The sequence below is a fragment of the Pseudonocardia xishanensis genome, assembly GCF_039541715.1.
GTDB classification, from domain to species: Bacteria; Actinomycetota; Actinomycetes; order Mycobacteriales; family Pseudonocardiaceae; genus Pseudonocardia; species Pseudonocardia xishanensis.
In genome coordinates this window covers 71318-95576 of sequence record NZ_BAABGT010000016.1, presented here as the reverse complement: position 1 = coordinate 95576, position 24259 = coordinate 71318, and the positions used below count along the sequence as shown (strand labels likewise).

The window sequence follows — 24259 nt, the reverse complement described above, 5'->3', positions numbered from 1 at the left end:
ATTCGCAGCGTCGTGCTCGACTCGGTCGTCGCGCCGCAGGACAACACCCTGCTCGGCTTCCGGCCCTCCGCCGCCTCCGGGCTCGACGCGCGGTTCGCGGCCTGCGCGGCGACGGTCGCGCCCGCCCCCTTCAGCTGAGAGCGGCCTTCAGCGTCGCGACGGCCTGGGCGATCGCCGACTCGGCCGCGCCGGTGTCCCGCAACGGGTTCACCATCATGAAGTCGTGCACCACACCGAGGTAGCAGGTCGCGGTCACGGCGACGCCCGCCTCCCGGAGCTTGTCCGCGTAGGCCTCGCCCTCGTCCCGCAGGACGTCCGCCTCGTCGGTGATGACCAGCGCGGGCGGCAGGCCCGCGAGCTGCTCGACGGTGGCGCGCAGCGGTGAGGCGGTGATCTGGGCGCGCTCGGCCTCATCGGTCGTGTACTGGTCCCAGAACCACTTCATGCCCTCGCGGTGCAGGAAGTAGCCGGTGGCGAAGCGCTCGTAGGACTCGGTGTCGAAGGCCGCGTCGGTCACCGGGTAGAACAGCAGCTGGTGGCGGAAGACCACGTCCCCGCGCTCCTTCGCCAGCAGCGTGAGGGCGGCGGACATGTTGCCGCCCACCGAGTCCCCGGCCACGACGAGCCGGGACCCGTCGAGCCCGTGCGCCGCGCCGTCGGTGCCGATCCACTGCGCCGCGCGGTAGCCCTGCTCGATCGCGACGGGGTACCGGGCCTCGGGCGAGGGCGTGTACTCGACGAACACCACGGCGATGTCGGCGCCGACGGCGAGCTCGCGGACGAGCCGGTCGTGGGTGTGGGCGTTACCGAACACCCAGCCGCCCCCGTGCATGTACAGCGCGACGGGGAGCGGCCCGGTGCCGCCCTGCGGCTTCACGATCCGGATCCGGAAGTCGTCGAGGTCCACCCACTCCTCGTCGATCGCGGGCTTGGCGATCTCGCCGGACTGCACGTCGTCGACGGCCTTGCGGCCGTTCTCCGGGGTGAGCTGGTAGAGGAACGGTGGGGTGGCGGTGGCCTCGACGAAGGCTTGCGCTGCAGGTTCGAGGACCGGTCGGTTCGTCATGCCAGAAACCTAGCTCACAAGTAACTTGTGCACAAGTTACTTGTGCCTGTGATACCGTTCACCGATGGATCATGGTGAGTCGATGGCGCTCGACGACCAGCTCTGCTTCGCGATCTATGCGGCCTCCCGTTCCGTCACCGCCGCCTACCGCCCGCTGCTGACCGAGCTGGACCTGACCTACCCGCAGTACCTCGTCATGCTGCTGCTCTGGGAGCACGAGACCCGCAGCGTCAAGGAGGTCGGGGCGGCGCTGCACCTCGACTACGGGACGGTCACGCCGCTGCTCAAGCGGCTGCAGCAGCGGGGGCTGCTGACGCGGCGGCGCCGGACGGACGACGAGCGTGGGGTGGACGTCGTCCTCACCGACGAGGGGCGGGCGCTGCACGAGCGGGCGCGCGACGTCCCGGTCGGGATGGCCGAGGCCTTCGGCCTGCCCGCCGAGCAACGGGCCGCGCTGCGGGACCAGCTGCACGCGCTGGTCCGGCACATGGACGCCTACGCGGCCTGACGCGGCGGGACCGGGATCCGCATCAGGTCCTCGGCGACGTGCAGCTCGCCGCCGAAGACCGCGCGGGCCTCCCGCTCGAAGGCGGTCGGGTCGGTGTAGCGCTGGGAGAAGTGGGTGAGCACCAGCGTGCGCACCCCGCACTCGGCGGCCACGGTCGCGGCCTCGCGCGCGGTCAGGTGGCCGTAGGTGTGGGCGAGGTCCCGCTCCGCGTCGAGGAACGTCGACTCGATGACCAGCATGTCGGCGCGGTCGGCGAGGGCGTACACCCCGTCGCACAGCCGGGTGTCCATCACGAACGCGACCACCTGCCCCGGCCGCGGCGCGCTCACCCGGTCGAGGGTGACGCCGTCGAGCTCGCCGCGGGCCTGGAGCTCGCGGACCCGCGGGCCGGTGATGCCCGCGCGGGCGAGGGCGTCGGGCAGCATCCGACGGCCGTCGGGCTCGGTCAGCCGGTACCCGAAGGCCTCCACGGGGTGCTCCAGCCGGGCCACCGACAGGCCCGGTGCGACCGGGCCGTCGGCGGCGTGCGGGTGCTCGACGATCTCGCCGCGCTCCCGGTAGACGCTCGCGTAGCGCAGCCGGGAGAAGTACTCCCGGCCGGACGCGGGGAAGTGCGCGTGCACCGGGTGCGCCACCGCGTCCAACGAGATCCGTTGCAGCACACCGGGCACGCCGAGGCAGTGGTCGCCGTGCAGGTGGGTCAGGCAGAGCCGGGTGACCGCGCTCGCCGGGACACCGGCCAGCAGCATCTGCCGCTGGGTGCCCTCGCCGGGGTCGAAGAGCAGCCCCTGGTCGTCGAAGCGCAGGAAGTACCCGTTGTGGTGGCGGGTCCGGGTCGGCGCCTGGGACGCCGTACCCAGGACCACCAGCTCACGCATCAGCGCCCCGTGAACTCCGCCTTGCCGGGGCCGTTGGCGACGAACGACTCCATGCCGATGGTCGCGTCCTCGCTCGCGAACACGCCCGCGAACAGCTCGGACTCCAGGTCCAGGCCGTTGCGCAGGTCAATCTCGATGCCGCCGTCGATCGCCTTCTTCGCCGCGGCGTACGCCAGCGCGGGGCCCTTCGTGAACTGCGAGACGTACTCGACGGACCGCGAGTAGACCTCGTCCGCCGGGACGACCTCGTCCACCAGCCCGATCTCCAGCGCCTCCTGCGCGGTGACGAACCGGCCGGTGTAGATCAGGTCCTTGGCCCGCGCGGGCCCGATGAGCCGCGCCAGCCGCTGGGTGCCGCCGCCGCCGGGGAAGATGCCCAGCAGGATCTCCGGGAAGCCGAGCTTGGCGTTGTCCCCGACGATCCGCCGGTCCGCGCCGAGCGCGACCTCGAGACCGCCGCCGAGCGCATAGCCGGTGACCGCGGCGACCGTCGGCTTCGGGATGATCGACAGCGCGCCCAGCCCGGCGGACAGCTTCCGGGCGACCGGCGCCATGTCCGAGTAGGACATCGTCGCCATCTCCTTGACGTCCGCGCCCGCCGCGAGCGTCTTCTCGCCGCCGTAGACGATCACCGCGCGGACGTCGGCGCGGGCCGACGCCTCCTCCGCGAGCTGCAGCAGCTCGGCCTGGACCTGGCGGTTCAGCGCGTTCATGGGCGGGCGGTCCAGCCGGATCGTACCCACACCGTTGTCGACCTCGAGCCTCACGAATTCCGTCACGCGCCGACCTTAACGCGCGCTCAGCGCTGCCAGGCGGTGTAGCGCTTGCGTCGCTTCTGCACGGCCAACGAGACGCCGAAGGTCTCGGTGAGGGTCGCGTCGGTGAGCACGTCGTCCAGCAGGCCCGCGGCGACCACCCGGCCCTCGCGCAGCAGCAGGCCGTGCGTGTAGCCGGGCGGGATCTCCTCGACGTGGTGGGTGACCAGCACCGACGCCGGGGCGTCCGGGTCGAGGGCCAGCGCGGACAGCCGGGAGACGAGGTCCTCGCGGCCGCCGAGGTCGAGACCGGCGGCCGGCTCGTCCAGCAGCAGGAGCTCGGGATCGGTCATCAGCGCGCGGGCGATGAGCACCCGCTTGCGCTCCCCCTCGGACAGGGTGCGGTACTCGCGGTCGGCGAAGCCCGCCATGCCCAGCTGCTCCAGCAGCGCGCGGGCCCGGTCGGTGTCCAGCGCGTCGTAGCGCTCCCGCCAGCGGCCGAGGACGCCGTACCCGGCGGACACGACGACGTCGGACACGACCTCGTCCCCGGGGATCCGGATGCCCAGGTTCGCCGAGGTCAGGCCGATGCGGGGGCGCAGCTCGAACAGCGCGACCCTGCCGATCCGCTCCCCCAGGACGTGCACCGACCCGGAGGTCGGGTGCAGCTCGGCGGCGGCCAGCCTCAGCAGCGTGGTCTTGCCCGCGCCGTTGGGGCCGAGGACGACCCAGCGCTCGTCGAGCTCGACGCTCCAGTCGACGGCGTCGAGCAGCACGGTGTTCCCGCGCCGCACGGTGACCCCGTCCATGCGGATCACGAGATCGGTGAGATCGGGCGCGGCGGTCGTTGCGGGAGTGCTCACGGCCTTATCCTCGCCGATCGTGCCGGTCTTCCCGTTGGGTGCCCATGTCGACGACTCCGGGGCCCGGTTCGCCGTCGCCTCGACCAGCGCCGACGCCGTCGAGGTGTGCCTGGTGGAGGAGGATCTCACCGAGCGGCGGGTCGAGCTGACCGAGCGGACGTTCGGGGTGTGGCACGGGCACGTCCCCGGCGTGCGGCCCGGCCAGCGCTACGGCTACCGGGTGCACGGGCCGTACCGGCCGTGGGAGGGGCACCGGTCGAACCCGCACAAGATCCTCGTCGACCCGTACGCCACCCGGATCACGGGCCGGGTCACCGACCTGTGCGCCGCCCGCGGCTGGGTGGACGACCCGATGACCGGCCCCGCGAGCACCGTCGACTCGCTCGGGTCGGTGCCGCTGTCGGTGATCGACGTGGCGTCGTCGAGCCCGCTGCCGCCGCGGCCGGACGTGCCGTGGTCGGAGACGGTGATCACCGAGCTGCACGTGAAGGGGTTCACCAAGCTGCACCCGGAGGTCCCGGTCGAGCAGCGGGGGACCTATCTCGGCCTGGCGCACCCGGCCGTGGTGGCGCACCTGCAGCGGATCGGGGTGACGGCGGTCGAGCTGCTCCCGGTGTGCGCCAGCGCCTCCGAACCGTCCCTGGTGGAGCGTGGCGCGGTCAACTACTGGGGCTACTCCACGCTCGGCTTCCTCGCCCCGCACGCCGGCTACGCCGCGACACCCGGCGAGGAGACCACCGAGTTCCGCACGATGGTGGACACCCTGCACGCCGCGGGCATCGAGGTGATCCTCGACTTCGTCCCGAACCACACCTGCGAGGGCGGGGTCGGCGGCATGACGCTGTCCTACCGCGGCCTGGACGCGCGCTCGTACTACTCGCTGGGCGGCGCCGGCCACGACAACGACATCACCGGCACGGGCAACACCCTCGACGCGGGTTCCCCCACCGTCATCCGGCTGGTCTGCGACGCCATGCGGCACTGGGTCACCCGCTACGGCGTCGACGGCTTCCGCATCGACCTGGCCTCGGTGCTCGGGCGGCCGCACTCGGGCCCGTTCGACCCGCACTCCTCGCTGCTCACGGCCATCGCGGTGGACCCGATCCTGTCCACGACCAAGCTGATCGCCGAGCCCTGGGACGCCACCGGCGAGGGCTACCGGGTCGGCGGCTTCGGGGTCGCGTGGTCGGAGTGGAACGGCCGCTACCGGGACGCGGTGCGGGACTTCTTCCGCGGCCACGGGCACATCGCCGAGCTCGCCTCGCGGGTGACGGGCTCGTCGGACATCTACGGGCTGTCCGGGCGGCGGCCGTGGGCGTCGGTCAACTTCGTGACCGCGCACGACGGGTTCACCCTCCGCGACCTGGTCACCTACGAGCGCAAGCACAACGACGCCAACGGCGAGCAGAACCGGGACGGCACGGACGACAACCGCTCGCAGAACTTCGGGGTCGAGGGCGAGTCGACCTCCCCGGTGGTGCGGGCGCGCAGGCGCTCGGCCGCGCGCGCGATGCTGGCGACCCTGCTGCTCTCCATCGGCACCCCGATGATCGTCGCCGGGGACGAGCGCTGGCGCACCCAGGGCGGCAACAACAACGCCTACTGCCTGGACGACGAGACCACCTGGGTCGACTGGTCCCCGGACCGGCTGGACCCGTCCGCGGCCGAGGCGATGACGGCGTTCACCGCGCGGCTCACCGCGATCCGCCGGTACTCTCCCGACCTGCACCGGGACGTGTTCCTGCGGGACGAGGACGTCCGCTGGTGGAACCCGGGCGGGCGCCTCATGGAGCCCGGCGACTGGCACGACGGCCACGCCCGCGCCCTGGGCCTGCTGACCGGCGAGTGGCTCTTCCTGCTCAACGGAGACGGCGGCGCCCGGCCCTGCGTCCTCCCCGGCACCGCGGCCCTGCGCCCGGTCCTGGACACCACCCGCGAGGACGGCTGCCCGCCCGCGGACCGCGTGTTGCGCGGCGGGAGCACCATCACCCTCCCCCCGCACTCCCTGCTGCTCTTCCGCCGCATCCCGGCGGCTCCGCAGTAACCGGCACCCCTCCGCGGTGATCACCAAGCCTGGCGCAGGCCGAGGGCGTGGAGTCGGGTGCCGTTGCGGCGTAGGCTCCCGCCCATGCCGCGCTACGAGTTCCGCTGCCGGGAGTGCGCCCGCGTCGGAGGGCACGCGACCTTCGAGGTCGACCGCCCCATGGCCGCGGCGTCCGATCCCGCGGACTGCCCGCAGGGCCACAGCGACACCATCAAGCTGCTGTCGACGATCTCGCTCGGCGGCCGCGCAGGCGGCGGCGCGCCCGCGATGGCCCCGGCCGGTGGTGGCGGGGGCTGCTGCGGCGGCGGCTGCTGCGGCTGACCGCGAACCCCCACCCGCGGGTCCAGGGCGCGTTCAGCCCCGGAGCGCGGCGGCGAGCGTGGTGTGCGTGGTGTGCCACCCCGCCCACAGCTCCGGTGCCGCCCAGCGGATCCGCTTCTGCAGCGCGTCACCGCTCAGCCCCTGCTCCACCGCCCCCTGCAGCACCGCCGGCCCCACCGCGACCGAGTGCGGCGTCACGGTGTCGGGGTGCTGGACCCGGTAGGCCGCGGCGGTCACGTCGTGCACCACGAAGTACCGCGGATCCCCGAACTCCCGCTCGGCCACGGCCAACGCCCGTTCCGCACAGCCGGGCGAGGCGAGGAGCGGGGCGGTCCCGCCCTCGCAGCCGGGACACCCGGCGGTCATCGGGTCACGGCGACCACACCGCGCCCGGGCGGGCGAAGGTGACCTGCAGCGCGTCCCGGCGGCGGGCGGAGTCGTTGCGGGTGCCCGAGTGCCAGAGATGGCCGTTGAACAGCAGCGCCGAGCCCGCGACCAGCGGAATCCGTTTCTCGTCCGGGTGACGACGGGTGGGATCGCCGCCCGGAGCGCCCTTCGCCCAGCGGTGCGTCCCCGGCACCACCCGCGTGGCGCCGCCGTCCTCGGTCACGTCGACGAGCGCGACCACCGCGACCGCCACCGCGGGCTCCGGGGGCGGCGGCCCGCCGAAGTCCGCGTGCAGCGCCTGTCCGCCGTGGCCGGGAAGGGGGCCGCGGAAGTGGGCGTTGCGCAGCTCCGCATCCGGTCCGAGCACGTGCCGGACGGCCGGGAGGAGCGCCTCGCGCATCCGGTCGATCGGCGGCCCGGCCAGCTGCCCGACGTGCACCGTCCCGCCCTGCCGCGCGTGCTCCGCCGTCCCCAACGCGGCCTCGACCTGCGCGCGGACGGCCGCGACGTCCTCCGCGGAGAGCACGGCGGGCAGGACGAGATAGCCCTCGCGGTCGAGGGCGGAGAGGTCGAGCGCGGCCGTCACGAGGCGAGCATGCCCGCTGCGGGCCGTGGGCCGCGACGGGTTTCGCGGGCCTCACCGGGCGCCCGGCCGACGCAGACACGCACCGGACCGACGATCGTGCCGCGCTGTGAGCACGAAACGTGCGATCGCGCAGCGCTACCCGGGGATCAGCGTGTTCTGGCGCGCCGCGATCCACCAGCGGCCGTCCCGCCGCACGAAGACGTAGAGCGCCGACATGGCGTGGTCGAGGTCGACGGGCTCGCCCTCGGCGTCGACGGCGCGGGCGAGCTTGCGGGCGAGCGCCACGTCGTCGCTCGGGAAGGTCACCGAGACCACCTCGTACCGCGCGTACTGATCACGCAGGAACCCACCCGGGCCGACGGCACTCACGTGCGCGGCGCGCAGCGCCTCCAGGCCGAGGTGGGGCCGTCCGTTCACCCCGACCGCCACGGCGTCCGCGGCGAAGTGGCGGGTCATCAGATCGGGGTCGTTGCCGTTCAGCCCGGCCTCGACGTCCGCGATCACCGCCCGGATCGCGGCGGCGTCGGCGGGGCGGTCGGTCGGGTCGGCGAGGGTCGGAGCGCTGTCCGCGAGAGTCATGCGGACAGCGTCCGACCTCGACCCGACTTCAGGTCAACCCTCAGGCGAGGACGACCTTCCCCAGCTCCGCGGACGACGCGAGCAGCGGGTGGGTGGGCAGGACCCGGACCGTGTAGCCCGCGAGCCCCGCGTGCGGCAGCGGGACGACCGCCTCGAAGCGGTCCGCGCCGTCCGCGGCGCCGACGTGCTTCATCGCCACGCGCACCGTGTCGTCCAGCTCGTCCGCCTCGTCCACCCGCCCGACGATCGCCTCGACGGTCACGTCCTCCGGGGTGAGCCCGGCCAGCTCGATCGCCGCGCGCACGGTCATCGGCGCCCCGACGACCGGGACATCCGGCAGCCCGGACGCGTCCACCCCGATGACCTGCACCTTCGTCCACGCCGCGTTGAGCTTGGACCGGTAGGCCGCGACCTCGCGCGCACCGGCGTACTGCGACTCCGTGACCGTCGCCGCGGCACGGGCGGCCGGGGCGTAGAGGTCCTCGACGTACTCGCGCACCATCCGGGTCGCCTGCACCGACGGCCGCAGCGTCTCCAGCGTGTGCCGGACCAGCCCGGTCCACTTCGTCGGCACGCCCTGGTCCCGCTCGTAGAACGCCGGAGCGACCTGGGTGGCCAGCAGCTCGTAGAGCGCCTGGGCCTCGAGGTCGTCCCGCTTGTGCGGGTCCTCGATGCCGTCCGCGGTGGGGATCGCCCAGCCGTTGGCGCCGTCGTAGAGCTCGTCCCACCAGCCGTCCCGGATGGACAGGTTGAGCCCGCCGTTGAGCGCGGACTTCATGCCCGACGTCCCGCACGCCTCCAGCGGCCGCAGCGGGTTGTTCAGCCAGACGTCGCAGCCCCAGTACAGGTACCGCGCCATCGACATGTCGTAGTCGGGCAGGAAGACGATGCGGTGCCGCACGGCCGGATCGTCCGCGAACCGGACGATCTGCTGGATCAGGGCCTTGCCGCCGTCGTCCGCGGGGTGGGACTTGCCCGCGACGATCAGCTGCACCGGCCGGTGCGGGTCCAGCAGCAGGTCCCGGAGCCGGTGCGGGTCGCGCAGCATCAGGGTGAGCCGCTTGTAGGTCGGGACGCGGCGGGCGAAGCCGACGGTGAGCACGTCCGGATCGAACACGTGATCGGTCCAGGCCAGCTCCGGGACGGACGCGCCGCGCTCCAGCCAGGCCGCGCGGACGCGGCGGCGGACCTCGTCGACCAGCCGGGCGCGCAGGGCGTTGCGCAGGCCCCAGAGCTCGGCGTCCCCGACCTCGAGCGGGTGCCCGGGCTCGCCGACCAGCCCCGCGACCTCCGGGGCCTCCCAGGTGTGCCCGTGCACGCCGTTGGTCACCGAGCCGATCGGGACCTCCTCGGCGTCGAACCCGCTCCACAGCCCGCCGAACATCCCGCGCGAGACCTCGCCGTGCAGCTTCGACACCCCGTTGGCGCGCTGGGCCAGCCGCAGCCCCATGTGCGCCATGTTGAACATCGCCTTGTCGTCCTCGGAGCCCATCGCGAGCAGCCGGGCCGTCGGGACGCCGGGGAGCAGGTCGTCGGTCAGGTAGCGCTTGACCAGGTCGACCGGGAAGCGGTCGATGCCCGCGGGGACGGGGGTGTGCGTGGTGAACACCGTGCCCGCGCGGACCGCGGCGAGCGCCTGGTCGAAGTCCAGGGACTCGGTGGTCTGGAGCTCTCGGATCCGCTCCAGGCCGAGGAACCCCGCGTGCCCCTCGTTGGTGTGGAACACCTCGGGCGACGGGTGCCCGGTGGCGCGGCAGTAGGCACGCACCGCCCGCACGCCGCCGACGCCGATCAGGATCTCCTGGGAGATCCGGTGGTCCTGGTCGCCGCCGTAGAGCCGGTCGGTGACGGTCCGCAGGTCGACGTCGTTCGCCTCGATGTCCGCGTCGAGCAGCAGCAGCGGCACCCGCCCGACGGCGGCCTGCCACACCCGCGCGGCCAGCGTGCGGCCCTCCGGCATGGCGACCTCGACGAGCACCGGCTCGCCCTCGCCGTCCGTCAGCAGCTGCAGCGGCAGACCCTGCGGGTCGAGGACCGGGTAGTGCTCGAGCTGCCAGCCGTCGAGCGAGAGCGACTGCCGGAAGTAGCCGGACTGGTACAGCAGCCCGACCGCCACGAGCGGCACGCCCAGGTCGGAGGCGGCCTTGAGGTGGTCCCCCGCCAGCACCCCGAGCCCGCCGGAGTAGTTCGGCAGCACCTCGGAGACGCCGAACTCCATGGAGAAGTACGCGATGCCCGCCGGGAGGTCGCTCTGCGCCTGGTACCAGCGGTCCTCGGTGAGGTAGCGCTCCAGGTCCGCGGCCAGGTCGGCCACCTCGGTCACCAGGTCGGCGTCCGCGGCCAGCTCCCGCAGCGTCGCCGTGGGGATCTCGCCGAGCAGCCGCACGGGGTCCTCGTTCGCGCGGGCCCACGCCGCCGGGTCCAGCGACGCGAACAGCTCCCGGGTGGCCGGATGCCAGCTCCACCGCAGGTTCGTGGCGAGGGTCTGCAGCGGGGCCAACGGCTCCGGCAGCTGGGCGCGGACGGTGAACCGGCGGAGAGCTCTCACCGGGCGGAGGTTAGCGGCTGCGTACCGGTGCGCGGCAGGGAGTGCGGGGGCATCGGAGGGGGCGCGGGCGCGGCTCACGATCGAGTGGAACGAGACGACTGCTCCACGGGGTGACCGACCACGCGGGTGGCCCAGCGCTCGGTCACGCTGCGCAGCCGTTCCCGGGCCCGTCCGAGGAGTACGCGCCGGACGGTCGGAACCGCGCGGTGAAGAGCATGTGAATCCGCGACACGGCGGCCGGTCCGACCACGCGGGGTATGGACGGACCGGATACGGTTGTCCCGCACGCCACAGGGGTATCCGGGGTGCGAAATCACACGTGCGACATGCGGGGGTGGCGTCCGATATGACCGGTCGGCTCGGAATCGATGACGTCAGCCCCTGTGTGGGGGACGGGCGGCACCCGAGCAAGGCCGTCGTCGGCGAGGTGCTCCCGATCCGCGCCACGGTGTGGCGCGAGGGTCACGATGCGGTCGCGGCGAACGTCGTCTGGAAGCGGCTCGGATCGCGCGAGCAGGCCGAGCACGTCCGGATGACGCCGGACGGCGTCGGTACCGACCGCTTCGGCGCCACCGTGGTGCCGGGCGAGCCGGGCCTGTGGACCTTCCGCGTGGACGCCTGGAGCGACCCGTGGGCCACCTGGCGGCACGCCGTCGAGGCCAAGATGAAGGTGGGCCAGACTCCGGACGAGCTGGCCAACGACCTGGAGACCGGCGCCCGGCTGCTGCAGCGCGTGGGCCGCCGTCCCAGCGAGCGCACCAACCGGGACCTGCTCTTCGGCGCCGCGAACGCCCTGCGGGACACCGCGCTGCCGCTGCACGCCCGCGTCGCCCCGGCCCTGTTCCCGGCGGTGCACCAGATCATGGTCGAGCGCCCGGTCCGGGAGCTGATCACCCGCGGCCGCACCCAGCAGGTCTACGTCGACCGCGAGCGCGCGCTCTTCGGCTCCTGGTACGAGTTCTTCCCCCGCTCCACCGGCGGCCGGGACGAGACGGGCCGCGCCGTGCACGGCTCGTTCGTCACCGCGGCCAAGGAGCTGGACCGCATCGCGGCGATGAACTTCGACGTCGTCTACCTCCCACCGATCCACCCCGTCGGCACCGTGCACCGCAAGGGCCCCAACAACTCCGTGCACGCCGAGCCCGGGGACGTCGGGTCCCCGTGGGCCATCGGCAGCAAGGACGGCGGGCACGACGCGATCGATCCCGAACTGGGCACGATCGAGGACTTCGACGCCTTCGTCGCCCGCACCAAGGACCTCGGCATGGAGGTCGCGCTGGACTTCGCGCTCCAGTGCGCGCCGGACCACCCGTGGGTCGAGGCCCACCCGGAGTGGTTCACCGTGCGGCCGGACGGCTCGATCGCCTACGCGGAGAACCCGCCGAAGAAGTACCAGGACATCTACCCGATCAACTTCGACAACGACCCGGCGGGCATCTACGCCGAGTCGCTGCGGGTCGTCCTGCACTGGGTCGAGCACGGCGTGCGGATCTTCCGGGTGGACAACCCGCACACCAAGCCGCCGAACTTCTGGCACTGGCTGATCTGGCAGGTCAAGGCCCGCTACCCGGACGTGCTGTTCCTGGCCGAGGCCTTCACCCGCCCGGCGCGGATGTTCGGGCTCGCACGCCTGGGCTTCACGCAGTCCTACACGTACTTCACGTGGCGGACCGAGGCCGAGGAGCTGGCCGAGTTCGCGCTCATGCACGCCGAGCGCGCGGACGAGGCCCGGCCGAACCTGTTCGTCAACACCCCGGACATCCTCCACGAGTCGCTGCAGACCGGCGGCCCGGCGATGTTCGCGATCCGCGCGGTGCTGGCCGCCACCATGTCGCCGACGTGGGGCGTCTACTCCGGGTTCGAGCTGTTCGAGGGCACCCCCGTCAAGCCGGGCTCCGAGGAGTACCTGGACTCGGAGAAGTACGAGCTGCGCCCGCGGGACTACCACCAGGCGCTCAACGAGGGGCGCTCCCTGGAGCCCTTCATCGGCAGGCTCAACGAGATCCGCCGCGCCCACCCGGCGCTGCAGCAGCTCCGCGAGATCCACTTCCACGAGGCCGACAACCCCCAGCTGCTGGCCTACTCGAAGAAGGACCCGGCCACCGGGGACACGGTGATCGTGGTCGTCACCCTGAACTCGTTCGACATGTGCGAGGGCTTCGTGCGGCTGGACATGCCGGAGCTGGGCATGGACTGGCAGGACACGTTCAGAGTGACGGACGAGATCACCGGCGAGTCGTTCCAGTGGCAGGAGCGCAACTACGTGCGCCTCTCTCCGTGGGAGAACGTCGCGCACGTGCTGCGCGTCCACTCCTGACGCGCTCCACCCTGAACTTCACGACAACTCTCGTTAGGGTCGGTACCGATGAGTGACCATGTCGTGGAAGAGCCCGGGTCCGAGGAGTTCGGCCACGCGCGCACGCTCGAGGTGCAGCCGGACTGGTTCAAGTCCGCGGTGTTCTACGAGGTGCTGGTCCGTGCGTTCAACGACTCGAACCGGGACGGCTTCGGCGACCTGCGGGGGCTCACCGAGAAGCTGGACTACATCCAGTGGCTCGGTGTGGACTGCCTCTGGCTGCCCCCGTTCTACGACTCGCCCCTGCGAGACGGCGGGTACGACATCCGGGACTTCCGCGCGGTGCTGCCGGAGTTCGGCACCGTGGACGACTTCGTCTACCTGCTGGACGAGGCGCACAAGCGCGGCATCCGGGTCATCACCGACCTGGTCATGAACCACTGCTCGGACCAGCACCCCTGGTTCGAGGAGTCCCGGCGCAACCCGGACGGGCCGTACGGGGACTTCTTCGTCTGGTCGGACGACGACACCCGCTACGCCGACGCGCGGATCATCTTCGTCGACACCGAGACCTCGAACTGGACCTACGACCCGGTCCGCGGCCAGTTCTACTGGCACCGCTTCTTCTCCCACCAGCCGGACCTGAACTACGACAACCCGGCCGTGCAGGAGGCCATGATCGACGTCCTGCGCTTCTGGCTGGACCTCGGGATCGACGGCTTCCGGCTGGACGCCGTGCCCTACCTCTACGAGCGCGAGGGCACCAACTGCGAGAACCTCACCGAGACCCACTCCTTCCTCAAGCGCTGCCGCAAGGTGCTGGACGACGAGTACCCCGGCCGGGTCATGCTCGCCGAGGCCAACCAGTGGCCGTCGGACGTGGTGGAGTACTTCGGTGACCCCGCCGTCGGCGGGGACGAGTGCCACATGGCCTTCCACTTCCCGCTGATGCCGCGCATCTTCATGGCGGTCCGGCGGGAGAACCGCTTCCCGATCTCGGAGATCCTGGCCCAGACGCCGCCGATCCCGTCCGGCGCGCAGTGGGGCATCTTCCTGCGCAACCACGACGAGCTCACGCTCGAGATGGTCAGCGACGAGGAGCGCGACTACATGTACGCGGAGTACGCCAAGGACCCGCGGATGAAGGCCAACATCGGCATCCGCAGGCGGCTGGCCCCGCTGCTGGAGAACGACCGCAACCAGCTGGAGCTGTTCACCGCATTGCTCCTGTCGCTGCCCGGCTCCCCCGTCCTCTACTACGGCGACGAGATCGGCATGGGGGACAACATCTGGCTGGGCGACCGGGACGCGGTCCGCAGCCCGATGCAGTGGAGCCCGGACCGCAACGCCGGGTTCTCCTTCTGCGACCCGGGCAGGCTCTACCTGCCGATCGTGATGGACCCGGTGTACGGCTACCAGGCGGTGAACGTCGAGGCGCAGTCGAACTCGTCGACCTCGCTGCTCAACTGGAACCGACACATGATCGAGGTGCGCAAGCGGCACACCGCCTTCGGCCTCGGCGACTACCACGAGCTGGGCGGGTCGAACCCGTCCGTGCTGGCCTACACGCGCACGCACGAGGGCGACACCGTGCTGTGCGTCAACAACATGAGCCGTTTCCCGCAGCCGGTCGAGCTGGACCTGTCCGGATGGGAGGGCTGTGTGCCCCACGAGCTGACCGGTGGGGTCCCCTTCCCCCGGATCGGCCAGCTGCCGTTCCTGCTGACGCTGCCGGGGCACGGGTTCTACTGGTTCGTGATCCGATCTGCGGAGGACGATGCATGACGGCACTCGCCGAAGAGCTGCCCACCCACCTGCCGGACTACCTGGCGCGCCAGCGCTGGTTCCCGGCCAAGGGCAGGCCGGTGGCGTCCATCGCGGTCGCCGCCGAGACCTCCCTGATCAGCGAGGGTGAGTTGCTCCTCGACCTGTGCCTGCTGCGGGTGTCCTTCGTGGACTCCGCGGCACCCGAGCACTTCCAGGTGCTGGTCGGCAGGCGGCACCACCCGTCGTCGGAGCTGGAGCACGCCACGATCGGCGCGGTCGGCGACCGCATCGCCTTCGACGCGATGTGGGACCACGAGGCCACGGCCTTCCTGTTGCAGGCCATCCGTTCCGGGTCGCAGTACGGGGACGTGCGGTTCGTCCCCGAGCCCGGGGTCGAGCTACCCCGCGCCGGCGTCGGGCGGCTGCTCGGGGTGGAGCAGTCGAACACCTCGGTGGCCTACGGCGAGAAGAGCATCCTCAAGCTGTTCCGCAAGGTCGCGGCGGGCGTCAACCCGGACCTGGAGCTGCACCGCGCCCTGCGCTCGGTCGGCAGCGCCGAGGTCGCCTCCCTGCAGGGTGCGATCGAAGGGGTGCTCGACGGGCAGCCCGCCACCCTGGGCATGCTGCAGGACTTCGCGTCGAACTCGGCCGAGGGCTGGGCGATGGCCCTGACCAGCGTGCGGGACCTCTTCGCCGAGGCGGACCTGTACGCCAGCGAGGTCGGCGGGGACTTCGCCGCCGAGTCGCGGCGGCTCGGCGAGACCGTCGCGGTCGTGCACAAGGAGCTGGCCCAGGCGCTGGGCACCGGGACCCGACCGGCCGCCGAGCTGCGGTCGGCGCTGGAGGCGCGGCTGGCCGGTGCGGTCGCGCAGGTCCCCGAGCTGGCTCGGCACGCGGACGGGGTCCGTGCCGTCTACGCCGCGCTCGAGGGCGACATCCCCACCCAACGCGTGCACGGCGACCTGCACCTCGGCCAGACGCTGCGCACCCCACGCGGCTGGCTCGTGATCGACTTCGAGGGCGAGCCCGCCACCGCGCTGCCCGAGCGCCGCCGGATGGACTCCCCGCTGCGGGACGTCGCGGGGATGCTGCGCTCGTTCGACTACGCCGTCTACCACCAGGTCGTCCTCGGCGACCACTCCGACCAGCACGAGGAGCAGCAGCTCCAGCACCGGGCGGACGAGTGGGCGGTCCGCAACCGCTCCGCCTTCTGCGACGGCTACGCCTTCGCCTCCGGCCGCGACCCCCGCTCCGAAGCCGCGGTCCTGCGCGCCTTCGAGCTGGACAAGGCCGTGTACGAGGTGCTCTACGAGGTCCGCTCCCGGCCCACCTGGGCGGTCATCCCCCTCTCCGCGATCGCCCGGCTGGTCGCGGAGGCGGAGGAGAAGGGGGTCGACGCGGTGGACTCCGCCTCGGACCCCACCATCTCCCTCTAGTCCGCGAGCCCGACACCCGAGCCCGCGAGCCCGACGCCCGAGCCCGCGGGTCCGACACCACGCTCCTCACCGGCCGGGGCTCCGACCTGCCCGACCACGACGCGGCCCTGATCGCGGCGGACGACCGGGCGGCCGTCGTGGCCACCCCGTCCCGCCCTAGTCGAGGCAGAACTCGTTGCCCTCGGGATCGGCGAGGACGAGGTGGCCGTTGCTCATCGGGGGTGCGGGGTCCTCGCGCGCCAGGCGGGTGGCGCCCAGGGCGACGAGGCGGGCGGCCTCGGCCTCCAATGCCGCCATCCGCTCGTCGCCCTGCAGCCCGGGGGCGGCGCGGACGTCCAGGTGGACCCGGTTCTTGGCGACCTTGTCCTCCGGGACCTGCTGGAAGAACACCCGCGGGCCGACGCCCTCGGGGTCCTCGATCGCCGAGCGCGAGTTGCGCTGGTCCTCGGGAACCCCGATGCGGGCGAGGAACTGGTCCCACACCGCCAGCGGATCGACGCCCTCCGGGACCTCGACGCCGGGCGGTCCGGGATGGACGTACCCGAGGACCTCGGCCCAGAAGCGGGACAGGGCTCGCGGGTCGTGGGCGTCGAACGTGACCTGGACGTGGCGGCTCATGCGGGTTGCCTACCAGAGGGGTCCGACGTTCCCACCGCCCACGGCGACCGCCCGGCCCGGCACCTCGGACACCCGGGAGGGCGGCATCCCCTGCCGCGGCCACCGTCCCACCCAGGCGGTGGCGAGCCGTGCGGCGCGGGTGCAGCCGCGCGTCCGGCACCGCGCCGACGGAAGGCACGGCATCCGGGAGCGGCCCCGTAGTCGCTGCCGCACATCATGATCCGACCTCGACAGCGGCCCCTCCCCGTACCGCTCCGTGAGCCGGACGGCCTCGAACTCGACCCCCCTCCACGCGTCCGACCGATCGGTCGGAGATCTGTAACCCAAGTGACGCAACCCGTTTGGCGGACCAGGTTGGGCGGCTGGAGGCTCGCGGCAATAGGGTTCCGGGGTGGCACACGAGGACACCCGCACGATCGACCCCTGCCCGCCGGACCAGGCGACGACCGACCGTCTGCTGGGTGGCGCCCACCACAACCCACACGGCGTCCTGGGGGCGCACCCGATCGCCTCGGGCGGCACGGTCGTCCGCGTCCTCCGCCCGCACGCGGACGAGGTCTCGGTCCTGCGCAACGGCGACCCGACGGACGCCCACCCGCTGGTCAAGGTGCACGACGCCGGGCTGTTCTCCGGCGTGGTCGACGGGCCGGGCGGGGACTACCGGATCGCGGTGCGCTACGGCGACCGCACGGACGTCGTCGACGACCCGTACCGCTGGCTGCCCACGCTCGGCGAGGTCGACCTGCACCTGATCGGCGAGGGCCGCCACGAGCGGCTCTGGGAGGTGCTCGGCGCGCACGTGCGCGCCTACGACACCGCCTCCGGCCAGGTGACCGGGACCAGCTTCGCCGTCTGGGCGCCGAACGCCCAGGGCGTGCGCGTCACCGGGGACTTCGACGGCTGGGCGGGCTGGGCGCACCCGATGCGCTCGCTGGGCTCCTCCGGCGTCTGGGAGCTGTTCGTGCCCGGCGTCGGGGTCGGGACGCGGTACAAGTACCGGATCCTGGGCCAGGACGGCGTCTGGCGGGACAAGGCGGACCCGATGGCGTTCGCCACCGAGATCCCCCCGCAGACCGCGTCGGTCGTCACCTCGCTGCACCACGAGTGGCAGGACGAGGAGTGGATGGCCGCGCGCGCCGTCCGCCAGCCGCACGCCGAGCCGATGAGCGTCTACGAGCTGCACCTCGGCTCGTGGCGGCAGGGCAACGACTACCGGCAGATCGCCGAGCAGCTCGTCGAGTACCTGGACGAGACCGGCTTCACCCACGTCGAGCTGCTGCCCGTGGCCGAGCATCCCTTCGGCGGCTCCTGGGGCTACCAGGTCACGAGCTACTTCGCCCCGACCAGCCGGTTCGGCACCCCGGACGACTTCCGCTACTTCGTCGACCACCTGCACCAGCACGGCTACGGCGTGATCGTCGACTGGGTGCCCGCGCACTTCCCGCGGGACGAGTGGGCGTTGGCGAAGTTCGACGGCACCGCGCTCTACGAGCACGCGGACCCCCGCCGCGGCGAGCAGCCGGACTGGGGCACGCTCGTGTTCGACTTCGGCCGCTCCGAGGTCCGCAACTTCCTCGTGGCGAACGCACTGTTCTGGTTCGACCAGTTCCACATCGACGGCCTGCGCGTCGACGCGGTCGCCTCGATGCTCTACCTGGACTACTCCCGCCCGGACGGGCAGTGGCTGCCGAACATCCACGGCGGCCGCGAGAACCTCGACGCCGTCTCCTTCCTGCAGGAGATGAACGCGACGGTCTACAAGGACCACCCCGGCGCCGTCACCATCGCCGAGGAGTCGACGGCGTGGCCGGGCGTCACGCGGCCCACGTACATGGGCGGGCTCGGCTTCGGGCTGAAGTGGAACATGGGCTGGATGCACGACACGCTCGACTACATCGGGCACGACCCCGTGCACCGCGCCTACCACCACAACCAGCTGACGTTCTCGCTGATGTACGCGTTCAGCGAGAACTACGTCCTGCCGATCAGCCACGACGAGGTCGTGCACGGCAAGGGCTCGCTGTGGACCCGGATGCCCGGGGACGACTGGAACAAGGCCGCGAACGTCCGTGCTCTGCTGGCCTTCATGTGGGCCCACCCGGGCAAGCAGCTGCTGTTCATGGGCCAGGAGTTCGGGCAGGTCCGGGAGTGGTCCGAGGAGCGCTCGCTGGACTGGGAGCTGCTCGCGGACCCGCTGCACGGCGGGATCAAGACCCTCGTCGGCGACCTCAACCGGGCCTATAAGGACCACCCGGCGCTGTGGACGATGGACGTCTCCCCGGGGGGCTTCTCCTGGATCGACGCCAACGACGCCGCGGGCAACGTGCTGTCCTTCCTGCGCCAGGGCACCGACCACGACGGCCGCCCGGCCGTGCTGGCCGCGATCGCCAACTTCTCCGGCCGGCCACGCGGGGACTACCGCGTGGGCCTGCCCTTCGCGGGGCGGTGGAGGGAGCTGGTCAACACGGACTCGCAGTCCTACGGCGGGTCCGGTGTCGGGAACCTCGGGACCGTCCACGCGGAGCGCACGCCGTGGCACGGGCGCCCGGCCAGCGCGGTGCTGACCCTGCCGCCGTCGGGCGTGCTGTGGTTGGTGCCGGAGGAGTCCGGCGGCCCGGTGCACCCGAAGCGCATCGCCGCGACCGCGACGCCGACGGCGACGGAGCCCGCCGTGCAGGCCCCTCCGGCGGGTGCGTCGCACGCTCCCGAGGTTCGCGGGGTACCCGAGGTTCGCGGGGTACCCGAGGTTCGCGGGGTACCCGAGGTTCGCGGGGTACCCGAGGTCGGCCCGGCCGACGAGGACTCCACAGACATCTGACCCGGCCTGACTGCACGTTTCGTGCGCTCAGCGCGGCATGATCGGCGTCTTCGTGCTCTCAGTGCGGTGTGAACCGCGCTGAGAGCACGAAACGTGCGGGCTCAGAACCGCCGCGCGCCGCTCCGGGGTGCAGTGCGGAGCAGAGTGGCCCAGTACGCGACCAGGATCGCGGTGTAGAGGCCGCGGGCGAGCGGGGACCAGGGGTTCCCGTCCGTCCAGAGGTCACCCCAGCTCACGGGGACCAGCGCCAGCACGAGCAGCGCCGCCGCCCACTCCCGCACCAGGCCCGCGGCCACCGCGACCAGGATCCCGGGCCAGAGCAGCAGCAGGTAGTTGTGCCAGGAGATCGGGGACATCAGCAGCCCCGCCGCGATCACCGCGAACGGCGCGGTGCCCGCGGGATCGGCCTCCCGGCGCACGACCCACACCAGCGTGCCGACGAGGGCGACGAGCCCGAGCGCCGTCCCGATCGCCGAGGGCAGACCCAGCCGGAGGAGGAAGCCGGGCAGGGCGGCGTTGTCCAGCACGTCCGGGACGGGTTCGGTGAACCCGATCCGCAACCACTCCAGCGCGCTCGACGGGCCCGCCGCGAGGGCCCCCAGCACGGTCGCCACCCCGGCGCCCGCGGCCCCCGCCCAGAACGACCGCCACCGACGTTGCACCAGCGGCAGCAGCAGGACCGGGGCCAGGGAAGGCTTGAGCGCGACCGCCACGCCGTAGCAGACCCCCGCGGCCACGGGGTGCCCGCGCCGCTCGCACACCCAGCCCGCCACCAGCAGGGCCAGCAGGACGCCGTAGATCTGGCCGAGCAGCAGCGTGCCGTGCAGCGGCGACGACAGCGCCATGGCGACCGTGGCGCCGACCGTCCAGCCCCAGGACAGCCGCAGCTCTCGGCACACGACGACCACCGCGGCGAGCACGAGGACCAGCGTGAGCGCGGCGAACACCCGGTACGCGGTGAGCGGGTCCAGCCCGGTGAGCGGGGCGAGCAGGAGCGAGAGCAGCGGCGGGTTGAGGTTCCGCAGCTTCGCGGGCGTGGAGTAGATGTCCGTGCCGTGGATCAGCGCGGACGCCGACTGCCAGAAGGTGTCGAAGTCGACGTGGAGCTCGCGCATGTCCGCGGAGGGCAGCAGCGTGACCAGGCCCGCCGGGTGCGCGACGGTCAGCCCGACCGCGAGCCCGAGGGCAGCGACGGCCACCAGCACCGCCGCGATCCGCCCCGCCGCCCGCCCGCGACCCACGGCGGGCTCGGCAACAGTCGACACGCCGCGACGGTAGACCAGCGCGCTCCTAGAACAGCGCGCGGCCCAGGGCCCGGCGCGCCTTCGCGACCCGCGGGTCGTCCGCCGGGAACAGCTCGAAGAGGCCGACCAGGTGCTCGCGGACCTTCTCGCGCTCCTCGTCGAACGTCCGCGCGACGGTGTTCACCAGCCGCTGGAACGCCGCCTCCGCCCTGTCCAGCGCCACCTCGGCGTCCGCCGCGGCGAGCTGGGCGGTCACGTCCTCCGGTGCGGCGTCCGCGGCCGCGATCGACGCGGGGTCCGCGGCCTCCGCGCGGGCGAGGAAGCGCACCTGGGCGATCGCCGCCTTGGCCATCTCGTTCGCCGGCTCCTGGTCCAGGATCCGCTGGTAGGCGGCCTCGGCCTCGGCGTAGTCCCCGGCCTCGAGGGCGTCCTCGGCCGCGGTGAACCGCGGGTCCTCTGGCTCCTCCTCGGGCTCGACGGCGCCGCCCGCGGCGGCTCGCGCCTCACCCTCGGCGATCGCGGGCATGCGCTCGCGCAGGGCGTCCAGCAGGCGCTGGATCCAGTCCTTGACCTGCGACTCGGGCAGCGCGCCCTGGAAGGCGTCCACCGGCTGCCCGCCGACGACCGCGACCACCATCGGGATCGACTGCACGCCGAAGGCCTGCGCGATCCGCTGGTTGGCGTCCACGTCCACCTTGGCGAGGATCCATGCGCCGCCGCTCGCCGCCGCCAGCCGCTCGAGGACCGGGGAGAGCTGCTTGCACGGCTCGCACCAGGTGGCCCACAGGTCCACGATCACGGGGACCTGCAGCGACCGCTCCAGGACGTCCGCCTGGAAGCTCGCCTCACTGACGTCGATCACGTACTGGTCGCCACCGCCACCACCGCCGGAGGGCGGTGCGGAGGCAGGCGCGGACTGCGCACGCGCAGCCGCCTCGGAACGGGCCTTCAGCGCGGAGAGGTCGACGGCGCCCGCCATCGCGGACGACAGCGCCGCCGTCTGAGCTGCACGGGGGTTGGGACGAGACACGCCGACCATCCTGGCACGATCAGCCCGACCGGGTGGGGACCAGCCCCATCGGGTTCTGCTCGAGGAAGTCCCCGGCCGCCAGGATCCGCTGCACCAGGGGCGCCGCGAGCGCCGCCAGCCGGGCCGTGCGCTCGTCCCCCAGCGCCTGCCACGCCCGGTCGGCGAGGGTGTCCGTCACCGCCTCGACCTGGGCGGACAGCGCCCTCCCCGCCGGGGTGAGGGCCGCTCCGTCGAGCAGTCCGCGGGCGGCGAGGCGCTCCTGCGCGGCCGCCCACTCGTGCGGCGTCCAGCCCCGCCGCTCCCGCAGCCAGTCCCCCGGCAGGTCCTGGGCGTCCGCGAACACGACGAGCGTCTCCACCGGATCGAGGTCCGCGCCGACCAGCGCGGCCACGTGCCCGTCGCCGCGCTGCTCGCGCAGGATCGTCTGGGCGTGCCAGATGACGAGGTGCGGCGCCTCGGGCCACGGCAGCGCGGCGTTGGCGGCGGCCAGCGCCCGCCCGGCGGTCGGGACGGCGAGCGCGGCCTCCCGGGCCAGCTCGGCGGCCTCGGCCACCTCGGCGGAGTCGACGAGCTCACCGAGCGACCGCCGCAGCGCCCGGTCGACGGCGTCCAGCCGGGCCGCCAGCAGCTGCTCCGGTGCGGCGACGCTCCAGATCTGCGGGACCGACCGCGCCACGAACCCCGGCGCGAAGTTGTAGAACAGCGCCGTGACGACCTCGGCGGGCACGGGACCCAACGGCGCGGCCCGCTGACCGAAGTAGCCGCGGAAGAACCCGCGCAGCCCCAACGACTCACCCGCCTCGCGGGACTCGGGGGCGAAGTAGGTCACCGCGTGCACAGGCTCCAGCGAACGCCACATCCGACGGGCGCGGTGCTCGACGTCCGCGCTGGTCACCGCCTCGTTCACGGTCATCCGGAGCTCCTTTCGCGACGCTGCCGCCCCCGACCGTAGGTCCCGGGCCGTGGACCCGCATTGGGCCGATCCGGTGGTGGCCGGCCACGCGGAGTCCGCGTCCACGGCCACGTTGATCACCGGTCCGGCGGAGCACCACCGGCGCCGGGCGCTCGTTGGACAGAACGACGTGGCCGCGAGGTCACCCTGCGTAGACGTGGACGGACCTCCTCGCCCCGAGACCGTCCCTGAGAAGGAGGAGCGCCCATGAGCGACAACACCACCGAGACCGCCGACCGCCTCCTCGCCGACGCCCGGAAGAAGACCGCGCGTCAGCAGAGCCCGGCGCTGGGCAAGATCGCCCTGATCGTCGGCATCATCGCGCTGGTGGTCAGCCCCATCTCGATCGCGGGCTGGGTCGGCGGTGTCGCCGCGCTGGTCCTCGGCGGCCTCGCGGTCCGCAACCCGGAGACCGCCAAGCCGGCCAAGATCGCGATGGCCCTGGGCTTCGCCGCGATCCTGGTCGGCGTGTTCTTCTTCACCATGAACATCGCCTGACCTGCCTTTTCCCACAAACGGCACTCTTGTGCGGACCTACCGCACAAGAGTGCCGTTCGTGCGTTCTACAGGGTCTCGAGAAGCGCCGCGAGCTCGCGGGGGCGGGTGAGCATCGGGAAGTGCCCGCCGGCCAGCTCACGCAGCTCGAACCCGCGCTCCCGGGCGATCCGGCGGGAGGCGTCGGGGCCCGCGATCCGGTCATCGGCGCAGACGACCGAGACCGTGCGGACCTCGGGCCAGGCCTTCAGCGGCGTGACCTCCTTGGTGACCACCGTCGACTGGGGACGCAGCTCGGCGATCGCCGCCTCCACGGGGCCCTCGTCCCCGAGCTCCTCGGCGACCCCGGCATAGAGACCTGCCCGCGCGTCCTCGGGCCGCCACACCGTGGTGCCCTCCGGCCCCCGCATCGGCCCGACGGGACCGCGGCCGCTGATCGTCGGGTCGGCGCGCATGAGGTCCAGGTGCGACGACCCAGGCTCCGGCACCATGGCCGCGAGCAGGACCAACGCCCGCACCCGGTCCTCGTGCAGGGCCGCCAGGACGGGCGCGGTCAGGCCGCCGAGGGAGTGCCCGACGACCACCAGCTCACCTGCCGGGACCTCCACGGACTCCGCGTACTCCGCCGCACCGGCGGGGCCGTCCGGCAGGTCCGGGGCGATCGACGGGGCCGCCAGCGCCTGCTGCAGCGGCGCCCAGCACGATCCGCGGTGCCACGCGCCGTGCAACAGGACGACCGTGGTCACTGCAGGGCCTGGTCGATCCGCTCCACCTTCGCGGTGAGCTGACCGGTGTAGCCCGGACGGATGTCGGCCTTGAGCACCAGGCTCACCCGCGACGAGTGCGCCTGGACGGCCTCGACGGCGGCCTTGACCACCGCCATCCCCTCGTCCCAGGTCTCGGACTCGATGGTGGTGAACATCGACGTCGTCTCGTGCGGCAGTCCGGAGGCCCGGACGACCCGGACCGCCTCGGCGACGGCCGCGCTGACGCTGCCGTCCTCGGTCGCGCTGCCGGAGGGAGCGATGCTGAAGGCGAAGAGCATGGGCCCACCTTCGCATGATCCGC

The 24259-nt window shown here is 72.8% G+C and carries 23 protein-coding genes; 9 read left to right on the top strand and 14 right to left on the bottom strand.

Going from position 1 to position 24259, the window contains the following annotated elements; genetic code table 11:
• Positions 1-12 precede the first annotated feature (12 nt).
• Positions 13-138 (top strand): hypothetical protein, encoded by a 126-nt coding sequence (locus ABD993_RS05575; RefSeq protein ID WP_345413377.1) that lies wholly within the window; start codon positions 13-15, stop codon positions 136-138.
• On the opposite strand, the gene ABD993_RS05570 is transcribed toward ABD993_RS05575, so the two are convergent.
• On the bottom strand, positions 131-1066 hold the full coding sequence (locus tag ABD993_RS05570) for an alpha/beta hydrolase (protein ID WP_345413375.1): 936 nt from the start codon (positions 1064-1066) through the stop codon (positions 131-133). The genes ABD993_RS05575 and ABD993_RS05570 overlap by 8 nt on opposite strands.
• Positions 1067-1130: 64 nt before the next feature.
• On the opposite strand from ABD993_RS05570, the gene ABD993_RS05565 reads away from it, so the two are divergent.
• Complete coding sequence (locus ABD993_RS05565) at positions 1131-1574, top strand: MarR family winged helix-turn-helix transcriptional regulator (protein ID WP_345413374.1); 444 nt, start codon at positions 1131-1133, stop codon at positions 1572-1574.
• Here the strand turns inward: ABD993_RS05565 and ABD993_RS05560 are convergent.
• The 3 genes from ABD993_RS05560 to ABD993_RS05550 are packed head-to-tail and all read right to left on the bottom strand — an operon-like array spanning position 1562 to position 4016.
• Positions 1562-2452 carry a ribonuclease Z gene (locus ABD993_RS05560; RefSeq protein WP_345413372.1) on the bottom strand — a complete coding sequence of 297 codons (891 nt, stop codon included), beginning with the start codon at positions 2450-2452 and terminating at the stop codon, positions 1562-1564. The two genes, ABD993_RS05565 and ABD993_RS05560, sit on opposite strands and share 13 nt — an antisense overlap.
• On the bottom strand, positions 2452-3231 hold the full coding sequence (locus ABD993_RS05555) for an enoyl-CoA hydratase/isomerase family protein (RefSeq protein ID WP_345413370.1): 780 nt from the start codon (positions 3229-3231) through the stop codon (positions 2452-2454). Before ABD993_RS05555 ends, ABD993_RS05560 begins: the two co-directional genes overlap by 1 nt.
• A gap of 20 nt (positions 3232-3251) precedes the next feature.
• On the bottom strand, positions 3252-4016 hold the full coding sequence (locus ABD993_RS05550) for an ABC transporter ATP-binding protein (RefSeq protein ID WP_345413480.1): 765 nt from the start codon (positions 4014-4016) through the stop codon (positions 3252-3254).
• Between the two features lie 73 nt (positions 4017-4089).
• Between ABD993_RS05550 and glgX the strand changes: the two genes are divergently transcribed.
• Both glgX and ABD993_RS05540 read left to right on the top strand, forming a co-directional pair.
• Positions 4090-6114, top strand: a complete 2025-nt coding sequence (glgX, locus tag ABD993_RS05545; protein ID WP_345413369.1) for a glycogen debranching protein GlgX — start codon at positions 4090-4092, stop codon at positions 6112-6114.
• Between the two features lie 84 nt (positions 6115-6198).
• A complete protein-coding gene (locus ABD993_RS05540; RefSeq protein WP_345413367.1) occupies positions 6199-6435 on the top strand; it encodes an FmdB family zinc ribbon protein in 237 nt (78 codons plus the stop codon).
• A 33-nt stretch (positions 6436-6468) separates the two neighbouring features.
• Here the strand turns inward: ABD993_RS05540 and ABD993_RS05535 are convergent, their stop codons facing one another.
• From ABD993_RS05535 to glgP, 4 genes are all read right to left on the bottom strand, one after another.
• Positions 6469-6801, bottom strand: coding sequence for a DUF5946 family protein (locus tag ABD993_RS05535; protein ID WP_345413365.1), 333 nt, complete (start codon positions 6799-6801; stop codon positions 6469-6471).
• Between the two features lie 4 nt (positions 6802-6805).
• Positions 6806-7408, bottom strand: coding sequence for a phytanoyl-CoA dioxygenase family protein (locus ABD993_RS05530; protein ID WP_345413363.1), 603 nt, complete (start codon positions 7406-7408; stop codon positions 6806-6808).
• Positions 7409-7543: 135 nt separating this feature from the next.
• Entirely contained in the window at positions 7544-7987 is a 444-nt protein-coding gene (locus tag ABD993_RS05525; protein ID WP_345413361.1) for an SgcJ/EcaC family oxidoreductase, read from the bottom strand.
• A gap of 40 nt (positions 7988-8027) precedes the next feature.
• The gene (glgP, locus tag ABD993_RS05520; RefSeq protein ID WP_345413359.1) at positions 8028-10535 is read right to left on the bottom strand and encodes an alpha-glucan family phosphorylase; all 2508 of its coding nucleotides are present in this window, start codon (positions 10533-10535) and stop codon (positions 8028-8030) included.
• Between the two features lie 346 nt (positions 10536-10881).
• Here glgP and ABD993_RS05515 point away from each other — a divergent pair, with 346 nt between their 5' ends.
• Genes ABD993_RS05515 through ABD993_RS05505 form a run of 3 tightly spaced genes read left to right on the top strand, consistent with a single transcriptional unit; the run spans position 10882 to position 16034 of the window.
• Entirely contained in the window at positions 10882-12852 is a 1971-nt protein-coding gene (locus ABD993_RS05515; RefSeq protein ID WP_345413356.1) for an alpha-1,4-glucan--maltose-1-phosphate maltosyltransferase, read from the top strand.
• 48 nt (positions 12853-12900) lie between these two features.
• On the top strand, positions 12901-14616 hold the full coding sequence (treS, locus tag ABD993_RS05510; RefSeq protein ID WP_345413354.1) for a maltose alpha-D-glucosyltransferase: 1716 nt from the start codon (positions 12901-12903) through the stop codon (positions 14614-14616).
• The gene (locus ABD993_RS05505; RefSeq protein WP_345413351.1) at positions 14613-16034 is read left to right on the top strand and encodes a maltokinase N-terminal cap-like domain-containing protein; all 1422 of its coding nucleotides are present in this window, start codon (positions 14613-14615) and stop codon (positions 16032-16034) included. Before treS ends, ABD993_RS05505 begins: the two co-directional genes overlap by 4 nt.
• 156 nt (positions 16035-16190) lie before the next feature.
• On the opposite strand, the gene ABD993_RS05500 is transcribed toward ABD993_RS05505, so the two are convergent.
• Positions 16191-16652 (bottom strand): VOC family protein, encoded by a 462-nt coding sequence (locus tag ABD993_RS05500; RefSeq protein ID WP_345413349.1) that lies wholly within the window; start codon positions 16650-16652, stop codon positions 16191-16193.
• Positions 16653-17043: 391 nt separating this feature from the next.
• On the opposite strand from ABD993_RS05500, the gene glgB reads away from it, so the two are divergent.
• Complete coding sequence (gene glgB / locus ABD993_RS05495) at positions 17044-19470, top strand: 1,4-alpha-glucan branching protein GlgB (RefSeq protein ID WP_345413346.1); 2427 nt, start codon at positions 17044-17046, stop codon at positions 19468-19470.
• A gap of 101 nt (positions 19471-19571) precedes the next feature.
• Here glgB and ABD993_RS05490 read toward each other — a convergent pair whose 3' ends face one another.
• Genes ABD993_RS05490 through ABD993_RS05480 form a run of 3 tightly spaced genes read right to left on the bottom strand, consistent with a single transcriptional unit; the run spans position 19572 to position 22657 of the window.
• Complete coding sequence (locus ABD993_RS05490) at positions 19572-20735, bottom strand: glycosyltransferase family 87 protein (RefSeq protein ID WP_345413345.1); 1164 nt, start codon at positions 20733-20735, stop codon at positions 19572-19574.
• A 25-nt stretch (positions 20736-20760) separates the two neighbouring features.
• Positions 20761-21744 (bottom strand): tetratricopeptide repeat protein, encoded by a 984-nt coding sequence (locus ABD993_RS05485; RefSeq protein WP_345413343.1) that lies wholly within the window; start codon positions 21742-21744, stop codon positions 20761-20763.
• Between the two features lie 19 nt (positions 21745-21763).
• On the bottom strand, positions 21764-22657 hold the full coding sequence (locus tag ABD993_RS05480) for an SCO6745 family protein (RefSeq protein ID WP_345413341.1): 894 nt from the start codon (positions 22655-22657) through the stop codon (positions 21764-21766).
• A 246-nt stretch (positions 22658-22903) separates the two neighbouring features.
• Here ABD993_RS05480 and ABD993_RS05475 point away from each other — a divergent pair, with 246 nt between their 5' ends.
• Complete coding sequence (locus ABD993_RS05475; protein ID WP_345413339.1) at positions 22904-23194, top strand: hypothetical protein; 291 nt, start codon at positions 22904-22906, stop codon at positions 23192-23194.
• Between the two features lie 65 nt (positions 23195-23259).
• Here ABD993_RS05475 and ABD993_RS05470 read toward each other — a convergent pair whose 3' ends face one another.
• Both ABD993_RS05470 and ABD993_RS05465 read right to left on the bottom strand, forming a co-directional pair.
• A complete protein-coding gene (locus ABD993_RS05470; RefSeq protein ID WP_345413337.1) occupies positions 23260-23937 on the bottom strand; it encodes an alpha/beta fold hydrolase in 678 nt (225 codons plus the stop codon).
• Positions 23934-24236 carry a thiamine-binding protein gene (locus ABD993_RS05465; RefSeq protein ID WP_345413336.1) on the bottom strand — a complete coding sequence of 101 codons (303 nt, stop codon included), beginning with the start codon at positions 24234-24236 and terminating at the stop codon, positions 23934-23936. Before ABD993_RS05465 ends, ABD993_RS05470 begins: the two co-directional genes overlap by 4 nt.
• Positions 24237-24259 lie beyond the last annotated feature (23 nt).